This is a genomic window from Paracoccus shanxieyensis (assembly GCF_009711265.1).
Taxonomy (GTDB): Bacteria; Pseudomonadota; Alphaproteobacteria; order Rhodobacterales; family Rhodobacteraceae; genus Paracoccus; species Paracoccus shanxieyensis.
On record NZ_WMII01000011.1, the window covers coordinates 99706 to 120333 of the forward strand.

The following is a 20628-nucleotide window of genomic DNA, read 5'->3' on the forward strand; positions in this document are numbered from 1 at the left end:
TTACATCATGCCGCCCATGCCGCCCATGTCGGGCATGCCGCCACCAGCCGCAGCTTTCGGCTCGGGCTTTTCAGCGATCATCGCTTCGGTGGTGATCAGCAGACCTGCGACCGAGGCTGCGTCTTCCAGCGCGGTGCGCACGACTTTCGCCGGGTCGATGACGCCGAATTTGAACATGTCGCCATATTCTTCGGTCTGGGCGTTGAAGCCGAACGCCTTGTCGGTCGACTCGCGCACTTTGCCAGCCACGACAGCGCCGTCGACGCCAGCGTTTTCAGCGATCTGGCGCATCGGAGCTTCCAGAGCGCGGCGGACGATGGCGATGCCTGCGTCCTGATCCGAGTTCGCGCCGGTCAGGCCGTCAAGCGATTTGCCGCCCTGAACCAGAGCCACGCCGCCACCGACGACAACGCCTTCCTGAACGGCCGCACGGGTCGCGTTCAGCGCATCGTCAACGCGGTCCTTGCGCTCTTTGACTTCGATTTCGGTCATGCCGCCGACGCGGATGACGGCAACGCCGCCTGCCAGTTTGGCAACACGCTCTTGCAGCTTCTCGCGGTCATAGTCCGAGGTGGTTTCCTCGATCTGCTGACGGATCTGCGACACGCGGGCTTCGATCTCGGGCTTGTCACCGGCGCCATCGACGATGGTGGTGTTGTCCTTGTTGATCGAAACTTTCTTGGCGCGGCCCAGCATGTCGATGGTCACGTTTTCCAGCTTCATGCCCAGATCTTCGCTGATGACCTGACCGCCGGTCAGGATCGCGATGTCTTGCAGCATGGCCTTGCGGCGATCGCCGAAGCCCGGAGCCTTGACGGCAGCGATTTTCAGACCGCCGCGCAGCTTGTTGACGACCAGCGTGGCCAGAGCCTCGCCTTCGACATCTTCCGCGACGATGATCAGCGGCTTTTGCGACTGGATGACAGCTTCCAGCAGCGGGACCATCGGCTGCAGCGACGAGAGTTTTTTCTCGTGCAGCAGGATGTAGGCGTCTTCCAGCTCGGCAATCATCTTGTCGGCATTGGTGACGAAATAGGGCGACAGGTAGCCACGGTCGAACTGCATGCCTTCGACGACTTCGACTTCCGTCTCCATGCCCTTGTTTTCTTCGACGGTGATGACACCCTCGTTGCCGACGCGCTGCATGGCTTCGGCGATCTGCTGACCGATGAACTGCTCACCATTGGCCGAGATCGTGCCGACCTGCGCGACTTCCGCCGAGTCGTTGACCGGACGCGAGGCCGATTTGATCGCTTCGACGACCTTGGCGGTGGCCAGGTCGATGCCGCGCTTCAGATCCATCGGGTTCAGGCCAGCCGCAACCGACTTCATGCCTTCTTTGATGATGGCTTGCGCCAGAACGGTGGCGGTGGTGGTGCCGTCGCCAGCTTCGTCATTGGTGCGCGAAGCGACTTCGCGGACCATCTGGGCGCCCATGTTCTCGAACTTGTCGGACAGTTCGATTTCCTTGGCAACCGACACACCGTCCTTGGTGATGCGCGGTGCGCCAAAGGATTTGTCGATGACGACGTTGCGGCCTTTCGGGCCCAGCGTGACCTTGACCGCATCGGCCAGGATGTTCACGCCTTTCAGCATACGGTCGCGGGCGTCGGTGTTGAACTTGACTTCTTTAGCAGCCATTTGTTCTTCTCCTGTAAGGGGTTATTGGGAAAGGACGATCAGGCGATAATGCCCAGGATGTCGCTTTCCTTCATGATCAGCAGCTCTTCGCCGTCGACCGTCACTTCGGTGCCGGACCATTTGCCGAACAGGACGCGGTCGCCAGACTTGACCGAGGGTGCGATCAGCTCGCCCGAGTCCTTGCGCGCGCCGGCGCCGACCGAAACGATTTCGCCTTCGGCGGGTTTTTCTTTCGCGCTGTCGGGGATGATCAGGCCGCCCTTGGTTTTCTCGTCCGATTGGACGCGACGGACCAGAACGCGGTCGTGCAGCGGTGTGAAAGCCATGTGAACACTCCGGTGTTACAGGTTGCTGTATGTTGTTGGCACTCGGGCTTGGTGAGTGCCAGTGCCGGAACATCTAGGCAGCACGTCTTTTGCTGTCAACGTGGTCGGCCCAGAAAAATTGCCGGGAAATCCGCTTGACTGTGTTTGACGGGCGCGGCTAGGCAAATCCTGGTCGCAGACGGGGGAATGATGGAACGGCGGATCAGGGCGCTTGTCATTGCCGAGGCGGCAAATCCCGAATGGGTTTCGGTTCCGCTGATCGGCTGGTCGCTGTCCTCGGCGCTGCGCGAGGTGGCGGATGTCCATATCGTCACCCAGATCCGCAACCGCGACGCCTTCATCCGTGCGGGCCTTGTCGAGGGCCGCGATTTCACCGCCATCGACAGCGAAAAGCTGGCAGCACCCCTGTGGAAACTGGCCGAACGGCTGAGCATGGGCAAGGGCGTCGGCTGGACGATGAAGACCGCCGTGACCACGCTGGGCTATGGCTATTTTGAACGGCTGGTCTGGCGACAATTCGGCGCGGCGATCCGGGCGGGCGATTATGACATCGTGCATCGGGTGACGCCCCTGACCCCTACCGCCAACAGCCTGATCGGCGCGCGCACCCGTCGCGCGGGCGTGCCTTTCGTCATGGGGCCGCTGAATGGCGGCGTGCCATGGCCCAAGGGGTTCGATGCCGAACGGCGGCGCGAAAAGGAATGGCTGTCCTATATTCGCGGCGCCTACAAGGCGATGCCGGGGCGGGGGGCGTCGCTGGACGCCGCCAGCGCGATCATCTGCGGCTCGGAATTCACCTTCAGCGAGATCCCGGCGAAATATCACGCGAAAACCGTCTGGCTGCCGGAAAACGCCATCGACCCCGCGCGGTTCAGCCTGACCGCACCGCAACCCGGCACGCTGCCTCTGCGGGGCTGCTTCATCGGGCGGCTGGTGCCCTATAAGGGCGCGGATATGGCGATCGAGGCGGCGCTGCCTTTGCTGCGCAGCGGCGCGCTGCATCTGGACATCATCGGCGACGGGCCGCAGGCGGATGATTTGCGCGCGCTGATCGCCCGCGAATCCGTGGGCCACGCGGTCACCATGCATGGCTGGCTGGACCACAAGCAGGTGCAATCGGTGGCGGCGACCGCGCAGATGCTGGTCTTCCCCTCGGTCCGCGAATTCGGCGGCGGCGTCGTGCTGGAGGCGATGGCGCTTGGCGTCGTGCCGGTCATCGCCGATTACGCCGGGCCGGGCGAGCTGGTCGATGACGCCACGGGGTTCCGCATTCCGATGGGCAGCCGGGCGCAGATCGTCGCAGGGCTGCGCGCCCGGCTTGAGGCGATTGCCGCAGATCCGGCCGTGCTGCCCGCCATGGCGCAGGCCGGGCAGGCCAAGGTCATGGGGCAGTTTACATGGGCCGCCAAAGCCGCGCAGATCGAACGCATCTGGCGCGCTGTTCTGGACAAGCGCCCGCTGCCGCAGGAATTGCCCCGCCGCCGCTAGTCCGCCCCGCGCCCGTGGTCGCCGATCTGGCGCGATCCGGCGCGGTCTGGCGTGTCTGGCCGCGCCGTGCCATCCTGACCCCATCACCACGGATGGACCCGATGCGCCTGACCCTGCCTGCTGCCCTGACCCTGGTTTGCCTTGCCCTGCCTGCCGCCGCGCAGGATTGCGTGGGCCGCAACCTGTTTCAGGACATGACGCCCGATCAACTGACGGCGCTGCACGCGGCAACGCAGGACATCCCGTTCCATCAGGGCCTGTTCTGGCGCGCGACCAAGGGCGATCAGACGGTGACGCTGCTGGGCACCTATCATTTCGACGATCCGCGCCACGCCGCGACCATGGCGCAGTTCGGCCCGCTGATCGACAAGGCCGCGGCCCTTCTGGTCGAAGCCGGTCCCGAGGAAGAGGAAAAGCTGGGCCGTGCCATGGCCGAAAACCCGGCGCTGATCCTTGATTCCACCGGCCCGACGCTGCCCGAGCGGATGGAGAAAGAGGAATGGGACACGCTGTGGAAGGCGCTGGAACTGCGCGGCCTGCCTGCGGTCGTTACCAGCCGGATGCGGCCGTGGTATGTCTCGATGATGCTGGGGATCTCGCCCTGCATGATGGCGCAGGTCAAGGCGAATGGCGACACCGGCGGGCTGGACCATCAGCTGATCGCGCGCGCGCAGGCGGCGGATGTGCCCGTGCGCGCGCTGGAGCCATGGGATACGGTCTTCACGCTGTTCCAAGGCATGACGCCCGACGAAGAAATCGACATGATCCGCGCCAGCATGCCCGCCGCCGAATATGCCGATGACTATACCGTGACGCTGACCGATGCCTATTTCAGCGGCGACAGCTGGCTGATCTGGGAATTCGGCCGCTTCGACGCCTATGAAAATTCCGGCATGACCCGCGCCGAGGTCGATCATCAGATGGCGCAGGCGCAGGAAAAGCTGATGGATCAGCGCAACAAGGCATGGATCGCGCCCATCGAACAGGCCGCAGCCGATGCTGCGGCGCAGGGGCGCGACATCGTGGTGGGCTTCGGGGCCTTGCATCTTCCGGGCAAGAACGGCGTTCTGGCCTTGTTGCAGCGCGATGGCTGGACGATCACGCAGGTCCAGCCGCAGGGAGGTGCGAATGGCGGATGAGCTTTGGCGCGAAGAGCGCGACTTCTGGACCCTTGGCGTGGCCGAGGCGGTGCGCAAGCTGGACGAAGGCTGCCTGATGGCCTTTGGCCCGGCAGGCATCCTGACGCGGCGCCGCGTCATCGAAGCACTTGGCGCAGCGCCTCGCTGGCAGGAAGTCACCATCACCGACCGGGCGGTGCTGGAAACCAACGAGGTCTGCGTTCTGGCCTATCGCGCCACCGCGCGCCGTGCCGGGGCCAAGACCTATCGCGCGCTGTGCACGACGACATGGCGCAGGCGCGAGGGCGACTGGCGCATCATCCAGCATCAGCAGACGCCGGTATGATCGGGGCATGATCCGCGATCTGCGTCACCATCTGCGCTTTCTGGCGGCCTTTGTGCTGGGCCTGCTGGCGGGGCTGGGCGGCTGGCATCTGCAGCTTGTGGACCGCGTGCTGATCTTTTCCGTGACCTTCAGCATGATCTATCTGGGCATCACGGCGACGATGCTGCATCGCGCCAATGTCGATTTCCTGCGCCGCCGCGCCGATCTGGATGACGAAGGCATGCCGCTGATCGTGCTGATCGCCGCAGGCTCGGTCGCGATCAGCCTTGGCTCGATCCTGCTGACCATCGCCGATCCGCATTCCGGGCTGGCGCTGCGCCCGGCGCTGGCGCTGCTGTCGGTGCCGCTGGGCTGGGCGATGATCCACACGGTCATGGCCTTTCACTATGCCAGCATCTGGTATGCCCGCGACGCGCAGGGGCAGGAATCGCGCAATCTGGAATTTCCGGGCGATGCCACCGATGCCGGGATCTGGGATTTCCTGTATTACAGCTTCACCCTTGGCATGACGGCGCAGACCTCGGATGTGGCGGTGCTGGACACGCGGGCGCGGCGCGTCACGATGCTGCATTCGGCGTTTTCGTTCTTCTATAATACGGTGCTGCTGGCTTTGGCGGTGAATGCCGGAATATCGCTGGGTCAATAGACATTTCCCACCCCCGGTCCTATAAGTCGCGCGACTTTTCCCGCAGCTTGCAAGGGTAATCCCATGATCAAGGTTTTCGGCCACAAGGCTCCTGACACCGACTCGACCGGCTCGCCCATCATCTGGGCATGGTATCTGTCCGAAGTCCGCAAAGAGCCCGCCATCGCCGTCCTGCAGGGTGAGCCGAACACCGAAGCCGCGTGGATGCTGACCAAATGGGATCTGGCAAAGCCGCAGATCATCGACGATGTGGCGGCGGGCGACAAATGCGTCATCGTCGACACCAACAACCCGGCCGAACTGCCCGCCTCGCTGGCCGAGGCCGAAGTGATCGAGATCATCGACCACCACCTGCTGGCCGGCGGCATCAAGACGCGCCTGCCCATCAACATCACCATCCGCCCGCTGGCCTGCACCGCGACGATCATGCATGACCTGATCGGCCCCGAGGATCTGGCCCGCGCGCCGCGTGGCATCAAGGGCGCGATGCTGACCTGCATCCTGTCGGACACGCTGGAATTCCGCAGCCCCACGACCACGCCGCATGACCGTTTCGTGGCCGAAACGCTGGCCCGCGATCTGGGCGTCTCGATCCCGGCCTATGCCGCCGAGATGTTTGCCGCCAAATCGGACGTGTCGGCCTTTGACGACGCCGCGCTGCTGCGCATGGACAGCAAGGAATACGAACTGGGCGGCAAGCAATTGCGGGTCTCGGTTCTGGAAACCACCGCGCCGCAGGTGCTGCTGGACCGTAAGGCCGCGCTGATCGCCGCCATGCCGCAGGTCGCTGCCGCCGACAGCGCCGATGAGGTGCTGCTGTTCATCATCGACATCCTGAATGAGGAAGCCACCCTGCTGGTGCCGAATGATTTCGTGAAAACGGTGGCCGAGAAAAGCTTCAACGCCACCGTGACCGGCGACAGCGTGGTGCTGCCGGGCATCATGTCGCGCAAGAAGCAGATCATTCCGGCCTTGGCGGTCTAAGCGCGCATGACCCGGATCATCAACGCGCTGGCCGAGGTCTCGGCCGATTACGATGTGCTGTTCTGCGACCTGTGGGGCTGTCTGCACAATGGCGTCGCAGCCTATCCGGCGGCGGTTGCCGCGCTGCGCCAGTTCCGCGCCACGGGCGGGCAGGTGGTGCTGCTGACCAACGCGCCGCGCCCGTGGAAATACGTGGCCGCGCAGCTGGACCGGATGGGCGTGCCAAAAGACGCCTGGGACGTGATCGTCAGTTCCGGCGATGCCGCGCAGGATGCGATGTTTTCCGGCGCGGTCGGCCGCAAGGTCTGGGCCATCGCCATGGAAAAGGATGAGGGCTTCTTCACCGACATCCCGGCTGAACATCAGAACGCCCCCGCGATCCAGCGCGTGCCGCTGGATCAGGCCGAGGGCATCGTCTGCTGCGGGTTGTTCGACGACGAAACCGAAACCCCCGAGGATTACCGCAACTGGCTGACCGATGCGCAGGCGCGCGGGCTGAAGCTGCTTTGTGCCAATCCCGATCTGATCGTCGATCTGGGCGAAAAGCGGCTGTATTGCGCCGGTGCCCTGGCCGAGTTCTATGAGGATCTGGGCGGCACCTCGCTGTATTTCGGCAAGCCGCATGCGCCGATCTATGATCTGGCCCGCAAGCGGCTGGGGCTGGCGGCGGATGCGCGCATTCTGGCCATCGGCGACGGCATCCCGACCGATGTGCCCGGTGCGCGGATGCAGGGGATCGACGCGCTGTTCGTGTCGGGCGGTCTGGCCTTCGACCAGTTCGGCGACGATATCGAGAACCCGGAAGCCGCCATGCTGGAAGAATGGCTGTCCATGCGCAGCGAAGATCCGAAATATGCCATCGGCAGGCTTCGGTAATATATATTCACCAAAGCGACGTCATGCGTTGTTTTGTTGCGCGACGGTTGATCTTCTGCTATGCAGCACCGATCAATCGGAGGCCGTGAATGATGCTGGACAACTTGCCGCGTGGCACCATCGTCATCGAAGATCTGGAAATCGGCATGACCCGTCATCTGCAAAAGCAGGTGACGGATGACGACATCCAGATGTTCGCGCAGGTCTCGACCGACCATAATCCGGTGCATCTGGATGACGACTATGCCCGCGACACTATCTTTCAGGGCCGCATCGCGCATGGCATGCTGACGGCGGGCCTGATCTCGGCGGTAATCGGTGAGCAATTGCCCGGTCACGGCACGGTCTATCTGGGCCAGACGCTTAAATTCATGGCACCTGTCCGGCCCGGAGACATGGTGCGCGCGGAAGTGACGGTTGAAACAATCGATCACGCCAAACGCCGCGTGACCCTTGCAACCCGCTGCCTTGTCGGTGATACGGTCGTCCTGAAAGGTGAGGCCGTCGTTCTGGCGCCAAGCCGCAAGTTCGACTGACCGGGCCGCGGATCGGCCCATGGGGGCCTGATTGCGCATCCATCACGACTGGAAAGCCTTGCCGCTGGACGCCCGCGGGGCGACGGTCGCCATGGGCAATTTCGATGGCATCCATCTGGGCCACCGCTCGGTGATCGACGCGGCCCGTGCGGCGGCGGATGCGCCCCTTGGCATCGTCACGTTCGAGCCGCATCCCCGCGAATTCTTTCAATCCGACGCGCCGCCCTTCCGCCTGATGAATGCCGAGGCCCGCGCCAACCGCCTGTCGCGGCTGGGGGTCGAGCATCTTTACGAACTGCCCTTCGACACCGTGCTGGCCGGACTGTCGCCCGAAGAATTCGCCCGGCAGGTGCTGGTCGACGGTCTTGGCATCGCGCATGTCACGGTGGGCGCGGATTTCTGCTTCGGGCGCAAACGCTCGGGCAATGCGCAGACGCTGGCGGAACTGGGCCGGGCGCTTGGCTTTGGCGTGACCGTCGCGCCGCTGATCGGGGACGGGGAAAACCAGTTCAGCTCGACCGCGATCCGCGCGGCGCTGGCCGAAGGCCGGATGCAGGATGCGCAGCGCATGCTGGGGCATTTCCACCGCATCGACGGCGAGGTTCTGCATGGCGACAAGCGCGGCCGCGATCTGGGCTATCCGACGGCGAACATGGCTGTCACCGGCCTGCATCTGCCGCGAATGGGCGTCTATGCGGTGATGATCGACGTGCTGACCGGCCCGGAACGCGGCGGCTACAAGGGCGTGGCCAATCTGGGCGTGCGGCCCATGTTTGGCGAGAATGTTCCGAACTTTGAAACCCACATCTTTGATTTCAAAGGTGATCTTTACGGCCAGCATGTTTCGGTCGCGCTGGTGGAATACCTGCGCCCGGAACTGAAATTCGCCAGCCTTCAGGACCTGATCGACCAGATGGACGACGACAGTGCCAAGGCCCGCGAGATTCTGGCGGCGCGGTGATGCGCGACCGTTTCTGGGAATTGCCGCTGAAATCGCTGAAGCCCGACGAATGGGAGGCGCTGTGCGACGGCTGCGGCAAATGCTGCCTGAACAAGATCGAATATGAAGACACCAACGAACTGGCCTTTACCCGCGTCGCCTGCAAGCTGCTGGACGGGCAAAGCTGCCAATGCTCCAGCTATGCCAACCGGCATCAATTCGTGCCCGACTGCATCGTCCTGACGCCGAAGAAGCTGAAGGAAATCGCGTGGTGGCTGCCTGCGACCTGCGCCTATCGGTTGCGCGCCGAGGGCAAGCCGCTTTACGACTGGCACCACCTGATCGCGGGCGACCGCGACGCCATCCACCGCGCAGGCGCAAGCGTGCAGGGCTGGACCGTCAGCGAGGCCACGGTCACCGAGGACGACTGGGACGACTATATCATCGAGGATCTGGCATGAAATTCGCATCCGACAACGCCCATGGCGCCCATCCCGCGATCATGCAGGCGCTGGTGGATTGCAATGACGGCGCGGTCGGATCCTATGGCGCGGATCCGGTGACGGCGCGGGCCGAGGCCGCCTATCGCGAGGTGCTGGACGCGCCCGATGCCGTGGTGCGCTTCGTGGCGACGGGCACGGCGGCCAATGCCTTGGTCTGCGCGCAGCTGTCGCCCAGCTATGGCCGGATCTATTGCCATCAGACCGCGCATATCCATCTGGACGAATGCGCCGCGCCGGAATTCTTTTCGCATGGCGCGAAGCTGGTGCCGATCGCGGGCGAACAGGGCCGCATCGCGCCCGCCGATCTGGCCCAGGCCATCCGCATCGGCGCGGCGGGCGGGCTGAATGACGGCGCGAATGCCATGGTCTCGATCACCAATGCGACCGAGTGGGGCACCTGCTACACACCCGGGGACGTGGCCGACATTGCCCAAGTGGCGCATGAGGCGGGCCTGCCCGTGCATATGGACGGCGCGCGGCTGGCCAATGCCGTGGCGGGGCTTGGCTGCGCCTTGCCCGATCTGTTGCGGGGCGTCGATGCGCTCAGCTTTGGCGGCACCAAGAATGGCGCGCTGGCCGCCGAGGCCGTGGTGTTCTTCGATCCCGCCCATGCCAAGGGCTTCGACTATCGCCGCAAGCAATCGGGGCATGTGTTTTCCAAGCAGCGCTATCTGGCGGCGCAGATGCTGGCGCTGTTGCAGGACGATCTGTGGCTGCGGCTGGCGGGCCACGCCAATGCCTGCGCCACGCGGCTGGGGCTGGGCGTCCAGCAGGTAGGCGGCAGCCTGATCGCGCCGGTTCATGCCAATGAGGTCTTTGCCCGCATTCCGTTCGAGGCGCATGAACGCGCCCGCGCGCATGGCGCGACCTATCATCTGTGGCAGGACAGCCCGCCGGCAAAGGATCAGCCCGTCGCGGTGCGTCTGGTCACCAGCTGGGCCACCACGGATCAGGATGTGGCGGCGTTTCTGGATCTGATGCGTTAGGCTCGCAGGCGTTCGGCCAGCAGCTCCAGCGCATGATCGACGGTGGCCGCGCGGACCTGTGCGCGGCCAAGCGCGCCGAAATCCACGGTCTCGGTATGGATGCCGAAGGCGCTGGCGATGCCGAAGCAGACGCGGCCTTCGGGCTTGTGTTCCGTCCCGCCGGGCCCGGCGACACCCGTGACCGACACCGCGATCCCCGCCTTGGAACGCGCCAGCGCGCCTGCGGCCATTTCCGCCGCAATCGGTTCGCTGACCGCGCCATGCGCCTCAAGCGTTTCGGGGCGGATGCCCAGCATCTCGATCTTGGCGAGGTTGGAATAGGTGACGAAGCCGCGCTCGAACGCATCCGAGGAGCCGGGCGTGTCGGTCAGCCGTCCCGCGATCAGCCCGCCGGTGCAGCTTTCGGCGGTGGCGATCATGACGCCGCGCGCGCGGGCGATATCAAGCACTTCGGCGGCCGTGGTCATGACATGAAAACTCCGTGTGCGATGCCTGCGGCGATCATCGTGGCGATGCCTGCGAAGATCCCGGCGATGATGTCGTCCAGCATCACGCCCATTGCATCGCCGCGCCGGTCGGCGCGTCCGATGATCCAGGGCTTCCAGATGTCGAACAGGCGGAAGAAGGCAAAGGCCGCCAGCCAGCCCGGATAGGGAAACATCGACGCAGGCAGCCCCATCAGCCAGAACCCGGCCGAGGGGAACAGCAGGGCGATCCATTGCCCCGCCACCTCGTCGATGACGATCTCGGGGCGGTCCTTGTCGGCCATGTCGGCGGTAAAGCGGCCCACGGCCCAGAAGCCCGCGACGGTGGCGATGAGGGTGGCCACGGCCAGCAGCGGGAAATGCCCGATCCGGTGCAGCGCGACCCCCAGCAGGATCGCGGCGGCCGATCCCCATGTGCCGGGGCCGGGGCGCATCCTGCCGATGCCGAACAGCGTGGCGATCTGCTTGTCCATCCTGTTACCCTTTCAGAAGCGTGGCGGTGGCGATGGCCGCGATCCCCTCGCCGCGTCCGGTGAAGCCCAGCCGCTCGGAGGTGGTGGCCTTGACGCTGATGCGGTCGGGGGCGACATCCATGATCCGCGCCAGTTCCGCCTGCATCGCGCCGGCATGCGGGCCGATCTTGGGCTGTTCGCAGATCAGCGTCACATCCGCATTGCCGATGGCAAAGCCCATGCCGCGCGCCAGATCCGCCGCGTGGCGCAGGAAGATATGGCTTTCCGCGCCCTTCCATTGCGGGTCCGAGGGCGGGAAATGCCGGCCGATATCGCCCTGCGCCAAGGCGCCATAGATCGCGTCGGTCAGCGCATGCATGCCCACATCGGCATCGGAATGGCCCAGCAGCGCCTTGTCATGCGCGATCCGGACGCCGCACAGCCAGACATGGTCGCCTTCGGTAAAGGCGTGAACGTCGAAACCATTGCCAAGGCGAATATCCATCGCGCCCCCCAGAATACGTTCGGCACGGTCGAAATCGCCGGGCCATGTCAGTTTCAGATTGTCATCCTCACCGGCCGTCACGGTGACCGGGTGGCCCGCGCGCAGCGCCAGTTCCACGTCATCCGCCGCACCTTCGGGGAAATCGCGATGCGCGGCAAGGATGGCGTCCAGCCGGAAGCCCTGCGGCGTCTGCGCGCGGTAAAGCCCGTCGCGCGGCGCGGTGCCGGTGACGACACCGCCATCGGCGCGCCACAGCGCATCGGTGACGGCCAAGGCGGGGGCCGCAGCCACCGCGCCGTTTTCCAGCGCCTGCACCACACCCGCGATGACCGCCTGCGACACAAGGGGCCGCGCGCCGTCATGGATCAGCACATGGGTCACGCCGCTGCCTTCCAGCGTCTTGAGCGCGGCGTGGACGCTTTCGCTGCGCGTCGTGCCGCCGGCGACCAGCGTGACGGGGCCGGACAGCTGGGCGATGCCGCGCGCCATGTCCTCGGGCGACAGGGTGACGACGATGCGCGGCGCGTCGGCAAAGGCCGCGATGCTGCGGGCGATGACGGTCTGGCCCAGCAGGTCGCGCCATTGCTTGGGCAGATCGCCCCCGGCGCGGGTGCCGCGACCGGCGGCGGTGATGATGGCGGCATATGTGGCGGGTATCGTCATGCGGGCAGCTTTAGGCGATCGGGCCGCATTCGGCAATCAGCCCCAAACCGGGCCGATGCGACACTTTTCCCGCCCCGTGCAGTAGCCCATCCCGGCGCTTTCTGCGTATAAGGTGGCTGACCCCCGACACCGGGGCACATGCACAGGAACCGGAGCCGCTGCCATGACCGATCCCGCCCCCGTCGATCCCGCCAAGGATGCCGCCGCCCGCGCTGCCGTCGCGCTGGTGGAAAACGGCATGAAGCTGGGCCTTGGCACGGGCTCGACCGCCAAGATCTTCGTGGACCGGCTGGCCGAGCGCGTCCATGCCGAGGGGCTGGATCTGCGCCTTGCCTCGACCTCGAAGGCCACGGCGGATCAGGCGCGGGCATTGGGACTGGTGGTCGAGGAGCTGGACGATCTGGGCTGGATGGACCTGACCATCGATGGCGCCGATGAGGTGGATCCGGACCTGAACCTGATCAAGGGCGGTGGTGCGGCGCATCTGCGCGAAAAGATCGTCGCCACCGCATCCGACCGCATGGTCGTGGTGGCCGATCAGGGCAAGGTCGTCGATTGCCTTGGCGCCTTCAAGCTGCCGGTCGAGGTGATTCCCTTTGGCTGGGCCTCGACCCGCACCCATATCGAGCGGGTGCTGACCGAGCTGAACATGCCGGGCCGCCCGGTCGTGCGCCGGGAAAAGGACGGCCAGCCCGTGATCACCGATGAACAGAATTACATCCTTGATCTGGACCTTGGGGAAATCCACGACGCCCCCGCCCTTGCGCGGGCGCTGAATGCCATTGCCGGGGTGGTTGAACACGGGCTTTTCCTGAATATCTGCCAGCTTGCGATCATCGGCCGCCCGGACGGCTCGGTCGTGGAACTGCAGCGTGAGGAAATGCAATGACCTTCGACTATGACCTGTTTGTCATCGGTGGCGGCTCGGGCGGGGTGCGCGCGGCGCGCATCGCGGCCAGCGAATATGGCGCGCGCGTCGGTCTGGCCGAGGAAAGCCGCATGGGCGGCACCTGCGTCATCCGCGGCTGCGTGCCCAAGAAGCTGATGATCTTTGCCTCGCAGGCCGAAGCCCATGCCGCCGAGGCGCGGGGCTATGGCTGGGCCGGGGCGCAGGCGGGCGCGTTCGACTGGCAGTCCTTCCACAAGAAGCTGGATGCCGAACTGACCCGGCTTGAGGGCGCCTATACCGGCGGGCTTGCGGCGGCGAATGTCGAGATCCACAAAAGCCGCGCCAAGCTGTATGATGCCCATACGGTCGAACTGGCCGACGGCCAGCGCCTTACCGCCAAGCATATCCTGATCGCCGTGGGCGGCCGCCCGCAGCTGCCGGGCTTCGAGGGCGAGGAACTGGGGCTGATCTCGGACGATCTGTTCCTGATGGACAAGCTGCCGGGCCGCGTGCTGGTCGTCGGCGGCGGCTTCATCGCCTGCGAATTCGCCACGATCCTGAACGGGCTGGGCGCTGAAACCGTGCTGGCCTATCGCGGCGATGCGGTGCTGCGCGGCTTCGACATGGAGATGCGCCGCCACGCGACCGAACAGCTGCGCGCCGTGGGCGTCGATCTGCGCCTGAACCAGAAGGATCTGAAGCTGGAAAAGGACGGCGACCGGGTGCGCGCGCATCTGGACGAAGGACCCGAGACCTTCGATGCCGTGATGTTCGCGACCGGACGCGCGCCCTATACCAAGGGGCTGGGTCTGGAGGAACTGGGCGTCAAGCTGGCCAAGAATGGCGCGATCGTGGTGGATGACTATTCGCAAAGCTCGGTGCCCTCGATCTTTGCCGTGGGCGATGTGACCGACCGCGTGAACCTGACGCCGGTGGCGATCCGCGAAGGCCACAGCTTTGCCGATACGGTGTTCGGGGCGAAACCCCGCACGGTCGATCACAGCCTTTACGGCGCGGCGGTCTATGTCCGCCCGCATGAGGTCGCCAGCATCGGCCTGACCGAGGAAGAGGCCGCCGAGCGTGGCCAGCATGATGTCTACAGCGCCAGCTTCCGGCCCATGCGTTCGCTTTTCGCGGGATCGGACGCGCGGGCGGTGATGAAGCTGATCGTGGACAGCGACAGCCAGAAGGTCGTCGGTTGCCACATCTTCGGCCCCGAAGCCGGGGAGATGATCCAGCTTGTCGCCATCCCCATGGGCATGGGCGCCACCAAGGCGCAATTCGACGCCGCGATCGCCGTGCATCCGACCCTGGCCGAAGAACTGGTGACGATGCGCAAGCCCGCGCGGCATATCGGTGGAAAGGCCGCTGACAAAACCGTTGGTAAGGCTTGATTTTCGGGCATTTTGCCCCAGTTACGACCTAAGACAGACGCGATAGCAGGAAACGAGGCACGAGACGATGGCAGGACAAGGCCCTTGGGGCAGCGGAGGAGATGACGGCAAGGGTGGCGACAAGCCGCCTCAAGGGGGCCAGCGTCCCTGGGGCAATGCCGGCGGCAACGACAACGGCAATGGCAATGGCAAGGATCCCGGACCACGCCGTCCCGAAGCGCGCGGCGAGATCGACGATCTGGTGCGCAAGGGACAGGACCGGCTGCGCGTGCTGATGGGTGGCAAGGGCCAGCAGCAGGGCGGCGGTCGCGGTCCCGGCGGTCCGCGCCGTCCGCAGGCGCCGGAATTCCGTCTGGGGCGCGGCACATGGGGCCTGATCGGCCTTGGTGCGGTCGCGGTCTGGGCCTTTACCTCGTTCTATACCGTCAACCCCGAGGAACGCTCGGTCGAGCTGCTGTTCGGTCGCCCCTTCGCCACCGGCGAGGAAGGTCTGAACTTTGCGCCATGGCCCTTCGTCAAGGCCGAGGTCGTCTCGGTTTCGGGCGAACGCACCACCGAAATCGGCACCGGCCGCGCCGGTCCGATGGATAGCGGGCTGATGCTGACGCGCGACCAGAACATCGTCGACATGGCCTATCAGGTGGTCTGGAACATCTCGGACCCCGAGAAATTCCTGTTCAATCTGGCAGATCCTGAGGACACCATCCGCGCCGTGGCCGAATCCGCGATGCGCGACATCGTGGCGCGTTCGGAACTGGCACCGATCCTGAACCGCGACCGCGGCATGATCGGCGAGGATCTGAAAGCGCAGGCGCAGGCCACGCTGGATGCCTATGACAGCGGCATCAACGTCGTGCGCGTCAACCTTGACCGCGCCGACCCGCCGCAAGAGGTCATCGACAGCTTCCGCGAGGTGCAGGCCGCCCAGCAGGAACGCGACCGCCTTGAGAAAGAGGCCGACGCCTATGCCAACCGGGTTCTGGCCAGCGCGCGCGGTGAAGCCGCCGCGATGATCGAACGCTCGGAAGCTTACCGTGCCGAGGCGGTCAATACCGCCGAGGGTGAGGCCGCGCGCTTCAATTCGGTCTATGACGAATACATCAAGGCACCCGAGGTGACCCGCCGTCGGATGTATCTGGAAACCATGGAAAATGTGCTGGGTCAGGTCAATAAGGTGATCCTGGACGGCAGCCAGGGCGGGCAGGGCGTCGTGCCCTATCTGCCGCTTGACCAGTTGCGCAGCGGCTCGGCCGCGCCCGCCAATACCAACACGCGCAACGGGGGGAACCAGTGATGAACCGTGCGATTACGATTCTGCTGCTGCCCTTCCTGATCGTCGTGGGCGTGCTGCTGATGGCCTCGCTGTATATCGTCGATGTGCGGGAAAAGGCGCTGGTGATGCGCTTTGGTGAAGTCGTCGAGGTGCGCGAGGATCCCGGCATCGGCTTCAAGGTGCCGTTCATCGACAATGTGGTGCGCTATGACGCGCGGATCCTTGGCATTCCGACCCCACCGATGGAGGTCACGCCGCTGGATGACCGCCGTCTGGTCGTCGATGCCTTCGCGCGCTGGCAGATCACCGATGTGGTGCAGTTCCGCCGTGCGACCGCTGCGGGTGGCGTGCAATTCGCCCAGCAGCGTCTGGCCGACATCGTGACCAACGCCATTCGTCAGGTGCTGGGCTCGGTGCCTTCGACCATGGTGCTGTCGGACGACCGGACGCCGCTGATGAACCAGATCCGCGATCTGGCGCGTCAGAACGCCGAGGCGCTTGGCGTGCGCGTCATCGACGTGCGCCTGACCCGCACCGACCTGCCCGAGCAGAACCTGAACGCCACCTATGCCCGGATGCGTGCGGAACGCGAGCGTGAGGCGGCCGATGAAATCGCCCGCGGTGGCGAAGCCGCGCAGCGTGTCCGCGACGCAGCCGACCGCACCGTGGTCGAACTGACCTCGGAAGCGCGCAAGAAGGCCGAAATCGTGCGCGGTGAAGCCGATGCCCGCCGCAACGCGATCTATGCCGCAGCCTTTGGCCGCGACCCCGAGTTCTTTGCCTTCACCCGCTCGATGACCTCGTATGAGCGGGCGCTGAAAGGCGAAAACAGCTCGCTGGTCATCCAGCCGGAAGGTGAGTTCTTCGATTACCTGCGCAGCGACGGTGCCGACCGGGCAAACCCCGTGCCGGTCGCGTCCAGCGCGGCATCCTCGGTGGTGCTGGGGGAAAACGCTGCCACGGATGAAACCTCGACCGAGGACACCGTGCCGCCGTCCGAGACCAATCGCGAAGGTCAGCCCTTGGGTGAAAACGCCGGGGTGACGCTGACGCCGATGCCGGAATCGCTGTCCAGCCCGCCGCAATCCGAAAGCGCCGTGCCGGCCCCCGCGCCCGCGAACTAGGCGCAGGTCTGAGGCAATCACAAAAGGGGCGAGGCTTGGCTTCGCCCCTTTTCAGATGCGCGGATCGGTTTCCGGGATCGGGTCTTCGCTGTCCTCTCGGCGTTGGCGCGGGCGTGCGGGCAGATCCAGCACCGAAGGCGACCAGCCGCCGGGATGGGTTTGCAGCGGCGCTTCCTCGATATCGACGCTGTGGCTGCCGGTCTGTTCGCCTTCCAGCCGCAACATGCCGGTGACCGGGGCCACGTCGTCGTAATCGCGGCCAAAGCCGATCTCGATATGGTCGCCAAGCGCGAAACAGCCATTGGTCGGGTCGTAATCGACCCAGCCGGTTTCCGTGCCGCACCAGCCGCGCACCCAGGCGTGGGTGGCATCGGCCCCGACCAGCCGGGGCTGGCCGGGCGGCGGCAGGGTGCGCAGATAGCCCCCGACATAGGCGGCGGGAATGCCAAGGCTGCGCAAGCCCCCGACCATGATCTGGGCAAAGTCCTGACAGACACCGCGCCGCTGGGCAAAGGCCTGCGCGGGCGGCGTGTTCACATCGGTGGCCTCGGCGTCAAAGGCCATGTCGCGGTGCAAGGCACGGCCGAATGCCTCAAGCGCCTCGCGCGTGGTGACGGTCTTTTGCGTCGCGCGGGCGGCATATTCGGCGACCTTCGGCATCAGCGGGATACGCGCGGTCGGCGTCAGATAGTGATGCGGCGCGGCGGGATCCACGCCGCGATAGGCCGCGATCTCGGCGGGCAGCACCGAAAGCGGGGTCGAGATGTCCAGTCCGATCTGATGGGCGATGCGTTCGACCTCGGCCTCAAGCACGAATTCCAGTTCCGTCAGGCCCTGCGGCATCACCATTTCAATGACGCGGATGCCTTGGAAATCGGTGAATTCGGCGGTTTCCGCCGGGTCCGGCTCGATGCGGATCTCGGCATGCAGCAGGTTCTGGCGACCCGGGATCTCGGCCGGAAGAATGCGGAAAAGCTGCCGCCCCGCCCCCGGAGGCCGGTCGAATTCATAGCGAAACGCCACCTGCATCGCATAGACGGTCATCGCAGATATGCCTCGGTGATCAGGTTGGACAGGCCCGAGATCTGGTCGTGCAGCCGTTGCAGCGCCGCCGTGTCCAGCGTTTCGGCGGGTTCGGTGGCGACCTCGGTTGCGACCCGCAGCATGGCGCGGCCCAGCGGGGAATATTCGCCATGCCGTGCCGCGCCGGGCAGCTGTTCGATCTGCGCCAGCATGTGATCCAGCTGATTGCGCACCGAGCGCGGGTTCATCGGATCCAGCACCAGCAGATCGATCACCGTCTCGCGCGAGGTCGAGACGCTGAAGCGCCGCCGGTGGGTCAGCACGCTGTCGCCCAGCTCGACGCACAGATCCAGCGCGCCATCGGGGGCCTTGGGATCGGCAAGGGCCGCGACGATGCCGGTCATGCCAAGCGCGCGTTCCTGCATCCGCCCGATGGTCAGGAAGCGCCACCCGAAGAAGCGATACATGTTTTCATGCACCAGCCCCGAAAAGCCCGCCAGCTTGCGCAGCAGGGCCGACAGCGCGCGGGCAGCGTCGTCGCCTGCGGTCACGCGGCCTGCCATGCGGCGGGCGGATTTCTCCAGATCGGTCAGTGCCGACCAGCCATCGGTCGAAAAGCGGTCGCGCACCTGTCCGGCGCTGTTCACCGCCGAGGCGATGGTGTCGATCAGCCCCTGCGGAACGGCGCGCGCGGGGTCGATGCCGTATTCGTCCAGCAGCGCGTCCATGGCTTCCTGCAGCGGCTCGGCGCCGCGCCCGCTTTCAGAGATGCGCACATGGCGCGCGCGCAGGATGCGCACGATGATTTCTGCCCGCTCGACATAGCGGCCCATCCAGAACAGGTTATCCGCCGCGCGCGAGGGCAGCGCACCGGGCGCGCTGCGCCGGAACGGGCCGCGCGGCTGCGGGGCCATGGTGATTGCGGGCACGTCCTGCGGGCTGACGATCCAGACATCCGCCGAAGCGCCGCCCTTTTGCATCGCGAGCGCCTTCGGATCGCCCGATGCGCCGATGCGGGCAAAGCCCCCCGGCATGACCTGCCAGCCATTCGCGCCGCGGGCCAGAAACACCCGCAGCGAAAACGGCCGCGGCTGAAGCTGGCCGTCGATCAGCGCGGGCGTGGTCGACAGCGTGACCATTTCCTGCGCGACCAGCCCCGCACCCTGCCGGGCAAGGCGGGCCTCCAGATCGGCGCGGCTCAGGTCGGCGGCCTTCACGGGGGCGGTGTCGCGGTCAAAGGGCAGGCCGGTTTCCAGCGCGCCGCTCAGCACCATGCGTTCGGGTGCGCGCAGCACGGCGTCGCGTTCCGCCGCGCCCCCCAGCCACCATGTCGCAATATTGGGCATCATCAGCGGCGCGCCTGTCAGTTCCACCGAAAGCTGCGGCAGGAACGCCATCATGGCGCGGGCCTCCAGCACGCCCGAACCCAGCGAGTTCACCATCATCAACCCACCGCGCCGCAGCGCCGAGACCATGCCGGGCGTGCCGATATGCGAATTCGGCGCAAGCTCCAGCGGATCGACATATTCGCCGTCCATGCGCCGCCACAGGATGTCCAGCGGCTGCAACCCCGCCACGGTGCGCACCATCAGCCGCCCGTCATGGGCCACCAGATCGTCGCCCTGCACCAGCATGAAGCCCAGATAGCGGGCGATCCACGCATGTTCGTAATAGGTCTCGTTCAGCGGGCCGGGGGTCAGAATGGCGGTGCGGGCATCGCGGTCGGCACGGGCCTGCATCAGCCGGTCGCGGAAATCGCGGAAAAATCCCGCCAGCCTGTGCACGTTCTGCTGTGTGAACACATCCGCGAAGGCGCGCGAGGTCGCGACGCGGTTTTCCAGTGCATAGCCCGCGCCCGAGGGCGCCTCGGTCCGGTCCGACAGCACCCACCAGTTGCCATCCGGGCCGCGCCCGATCTCGAAGGCGATGAAATGCAGGTGATGGCCAAGCCGGGGGGGGATGCCGACCATCGGGCGCAGCCAGCGCGGATTGGCCGCGACCAGCGCGGGCGGCAGACGGCCCTGCGCGATCAGCCGGTTGGGGCCGTAAAGATCGGCCATGACGGTTTCCAGCAGGTCGGCCCGCTGGATCAACGCGGCGCTGACCTGTTCCCAATCCGCCTCGTCGATCAGAACGGGGACATGGCTCAGCGGCCAGGGCCGCTCGGTGGAAATGCCGGTGCCATATTGGCGATAGAACACGCCCGAATCGTTCAGATATTGATCGGCGCGGGCCAGCGCGATGGCCATATCTTCGGCGCTGAGGCCGGAAACCTGATCCAGCAGGGGCCGCCACAGCGGGCGGATCTGGCCGTCCGGGCCGATCAGTTCGTCCGGTGTGCCGGGCAGCGCGGCATAGGCATCAAGCCCCAGACCTTCGGCCAAGGTCGGGGCGTCGGGGTCATGCTGTGTCGCCGTCGTGCTGGTCATG

General features: G+C 65.7%; 21 protein-coding genes. 14 read left to right on the plus strand and 7 right to left on the minus strand.

Annotation, left to right across the window (positions count from 1 at the left end):
• Both groL and GL284_RS12860 read right to left on the minus strand, forming a co-directional pair.
• Complete coding sequence (gene groL / locus GL284_RS12855) at positions 1-1641, minus strand: chaperonin GroEL (RefSeq protein WP_155045033.1); 1641 nt, start codon at positions 1639-1641, stop codon at positions 1-3.
• A gap of 38 nt (positions 1642-1679) precedes the next feature.
• Positions 1680-1967 (minus strand): co-chaperone GroES, encoded by a 288-nt coding sequence (locus GL284_RS12860; protein WP_155045034.1) that lies wholly within the window; start codon positions 1965-1967, stop codon positions 1680-1682.
• 189 nt (positions 1968-2156) lie between these two features.
• Between GL284_RS12860 and GL284_RS12865 the strand changes: the two genes are divergently transcribed.
• From GL284_RS12865 to GL284_RS12910, 10 genes are all read left to right on the plus strand, one after another.
• Positions 2157-3455: a glycosyltransferase family 4 protein gene (locus tag GL284_RS12865; protein WP_155045035.1), complete on the plus strand. Its 1299-nt coding sequence runs from the start codon at positions 2157-2159 to the stop codon at positions 3453-3455.
• 101 nt (positions 3456-3556) lie between these two features.
• Positions 3557-4594: a TraB/GumN family protein gene (locus GL284_RS12870; RefSeq protein ID WP_155045036.1), complete on the plus strand. Its 1038-nt coding sequence runs from the start codon at positions 3557-3559 to the stop codon at positions 4592-4594.
• Positions 4584-4919: a nuclear transport factor 2 family protein gene (locus tag GL284_RS12875; protein WP_155045037.1), complete on the plus strand. Its 336-nt coding sequence runs from the start codon at positions 4584-4586 to the stop codon at positions 4917-4919. Before GL284_RS12870 ends, GL284_RS12875 begins: the two co-directional genes overlap by 11 nt.
• Before the next feature lie 7 nt (positions 4920-4926).
• Positions 4927-5565: a DUF1345 domain-containing protein gene (locus GL284_RS12880; protein WP_155045038.1), complete on the plus strand. Its 639-nt coding sequence runs from the start codon at positions 4927-4929 to the stop codon at positions 5563-5565.
• 63 nt (positions 5566-5628) lie between these two features.
• Positions 5629-6549 carry a manganese-dependent inorganic pyrophosphatase gene (locus GL284_RS12885; RefSeq protein WP_155045039.1) on the plus strand — a complete coding sequence of 307 codons (921 nt, stop codon included), beginning with the start codon at positions 5629-5631 and terminating at the stop codon, positions 6547-6549.
• A gap of 6 nt (positions 6550-6555) precedes the next feature.
• Positions 6556-7425: a TIGR01459 family HAD-type hydrolase gene (locus GL284_RS12890; RefSeq protein ID WP_155045040.1), complete on the plus strand. Its 870-nt coding sequence runs from the start codon at positions 6556-6558 to the stop codon at positions 7423-7425.
• 92 nt (positions 7426-7517) lie between these two features.
• The gene (locus GL284_RS12895) at positions 7518-7961 is read left to right on the plus strand and encodes a MaoC family dehydratase (RefSeq protein ID WP_155045085.1); all 444 of its coding nucleotides are present in this window, start codon (positions 7518-7520) and stop codon (positions 7959-7961) included.
• 31 nt (positions 7962-7992) lie between these two features.
• Positions 7993-8922 (plus strand): bifunctional riboflavin kinase/FAD synthetase, encoded by a 930-nt coding sequence (locus GL284_RS12900; RefSeq protein WP_155045041.1) that lies wholly within the window; start codon positions 7993-7995, stop codon positions 8920-8922.
• The gene (locus tag GL284_RS12905) at positions 8922-9362 is read left to right on the plus strand and encodes a YcgN family cysteine cluster protein (protein WP_155045042.1); all 441 of its coding nucleotides are present in this window, start codon (positions 8922-8924) and stop codon (positions 9360-9362) included. The genes GL284_RS12900 and GL284_RS12905 overlap by 1 nt, the downstream gene beginning before the upstream one ends.
• A complete protein-coding gene (locus GL284_RS12910; protein WP_155045043.1) occupies positions 9359-10390 on the plus strand; it encodes a threonine aldolase family protein in 1032 nt (343 codons plus the stop codon). Before GL284_RS12905 ends, GL284_RS12910 begins: the two co-directional genes overlap by 4 nt.
• Here GL284_RS12910 and GL284_RS12915 read toward each other — a convergent pair.
• The 3 genes from GL284_RS12915 to GL284_RS12925 are packed head-to-tail and all read right to left on the minus strand — an operon-like array spanning position 10387 to position 12495.
• Positions 10387-10857: a CinA family protein gene (locus GL284_RS12915; RefSeq protein WP_155045044.1), complete on the minus strand. Its 471-nt coding sequence runs from the start codon at positions 10855-10857 to the stop codon at positions 10387-10389. The two genes, GL284_RS12910 and GL284_RS12915, sit on opposite strands and share 4 nt — an antisense overlap.
• Positions 10854-11348 (minus strand): phosphatidylglycerophosphatase A family protein, encoded by a 495-nt coding sequence (locus GL284_RS12920; protein WP_155045045.1) that lies wholly within the window; start codon positions 11346-11348, stop codon positions 10854-10856. The genes GL284_RS12915 and GL284_RS12920 overlap by 4 nt, the downstream gene beginning before the upstream one ends.
• A 4-nt stretch (positions 11349-11352) precedes the next feature.
• Complete coding sequence (locus GL284_RS12925; RefSeq protein ID WP_155045046.1) at positions 11353-12495, minus strand: bifunctional 2-C-methyl-D-erythritol 4-phosphate cytidylyltransferase/2-C-methyl-D-erythritol 2,4-cyclodiphosphate synthase; 1143 nt, start codon at positions 12493-12495, stop codon at positions 11353-11355.
• A gap of 163 nt (positions 12496-12658) precedes the next feature.
• Between GL284_RS12925 and rpiA the strand changes: the two genes are divergently transcribed.
• From rpiA to hflC, 4 genes are all read left to right on the plus strand, one after another.
• Positions 12659-13384 carry a ribose-5-phosphate isomerase RpiA gene (gene rpiA, locus GL284_RS12930; RefSeq protein ID WP_155045047.1) on the plus strand — a complete coding sequence of 242 codons (726 nt, stop codon included), beginning with the start codon at positions 12659-12661 and terminating at the stop codon, positions 13382-13384.
• On the plus strand, positions 13381-14778 hold the full coding sequence (gorA, locus tag GL284_RS12935) for a glutathione-disulfide reductase (RefSeq protein WP_155045048.1): 1398 nt from the start codon (positions 13381-13383) through the stop codon (positions 14776-14778). The genes rpiA and gorA overlap by 4 nt, the downstream gene beginning before the upstream one ends.
• A 67-nt stretch (positions 14779-14845) precedes the next feature.
• Positions 14846-16072 carry an FtsH protease activity modulator HflK gene (gene hflK / locus GL284_RS12940; RefSeq protein ID WP_155045049.1) on the plus strand — a complete coding sequence of 409 codons (1227 nt, stop codon included), beginning with the start codon at positions 14846-14848 and terminating at the stop codon, positions 16070-16072.
• On the plus strand, positions 16072-17175 hold the full coding sequence (gene hflC / locus GL284_RS12945) for a protease modulator HflC (RefSeq protein WP_155045050.1): 1104 nt from the start codon (positions 16072-16074) through the stop codon (positions 17173-17175). Before hflK ends, hflC begins: the two co-directional genes overlap by 1 nt.
• A 51-nt stretch (positions 17176-17226) precedes the next feature.
• Here hflC and GL284_RS12950 read toward each other — a convergent pair whose 3' ends face one another.
• Positions 17227-18219: a transglutaminase family protein gene (locus GL284_RS12950; protein ID WP_155045051.1), complete on the minus strand. Its 993-nt coding sequence runs from the start codon at positions 18217-18219 to the stop codon at positions 17227-17229.
• A complete protein-coding gene (locus GL284_RS12955; protein ID WP_155045052.1) occupies positions 18216-20627 on the minus strand; it encodes a circularly permuted type 2 ATP-grasp protein in 2412 nt (803 codons plus the stop codon). The genes GL284_RS12950 and GL284_RS12955 overlap by 4 nt, the downstream gene beginning before the upstream one ends.
• Position 20628 lies beyond the last annotated feature (1 nt).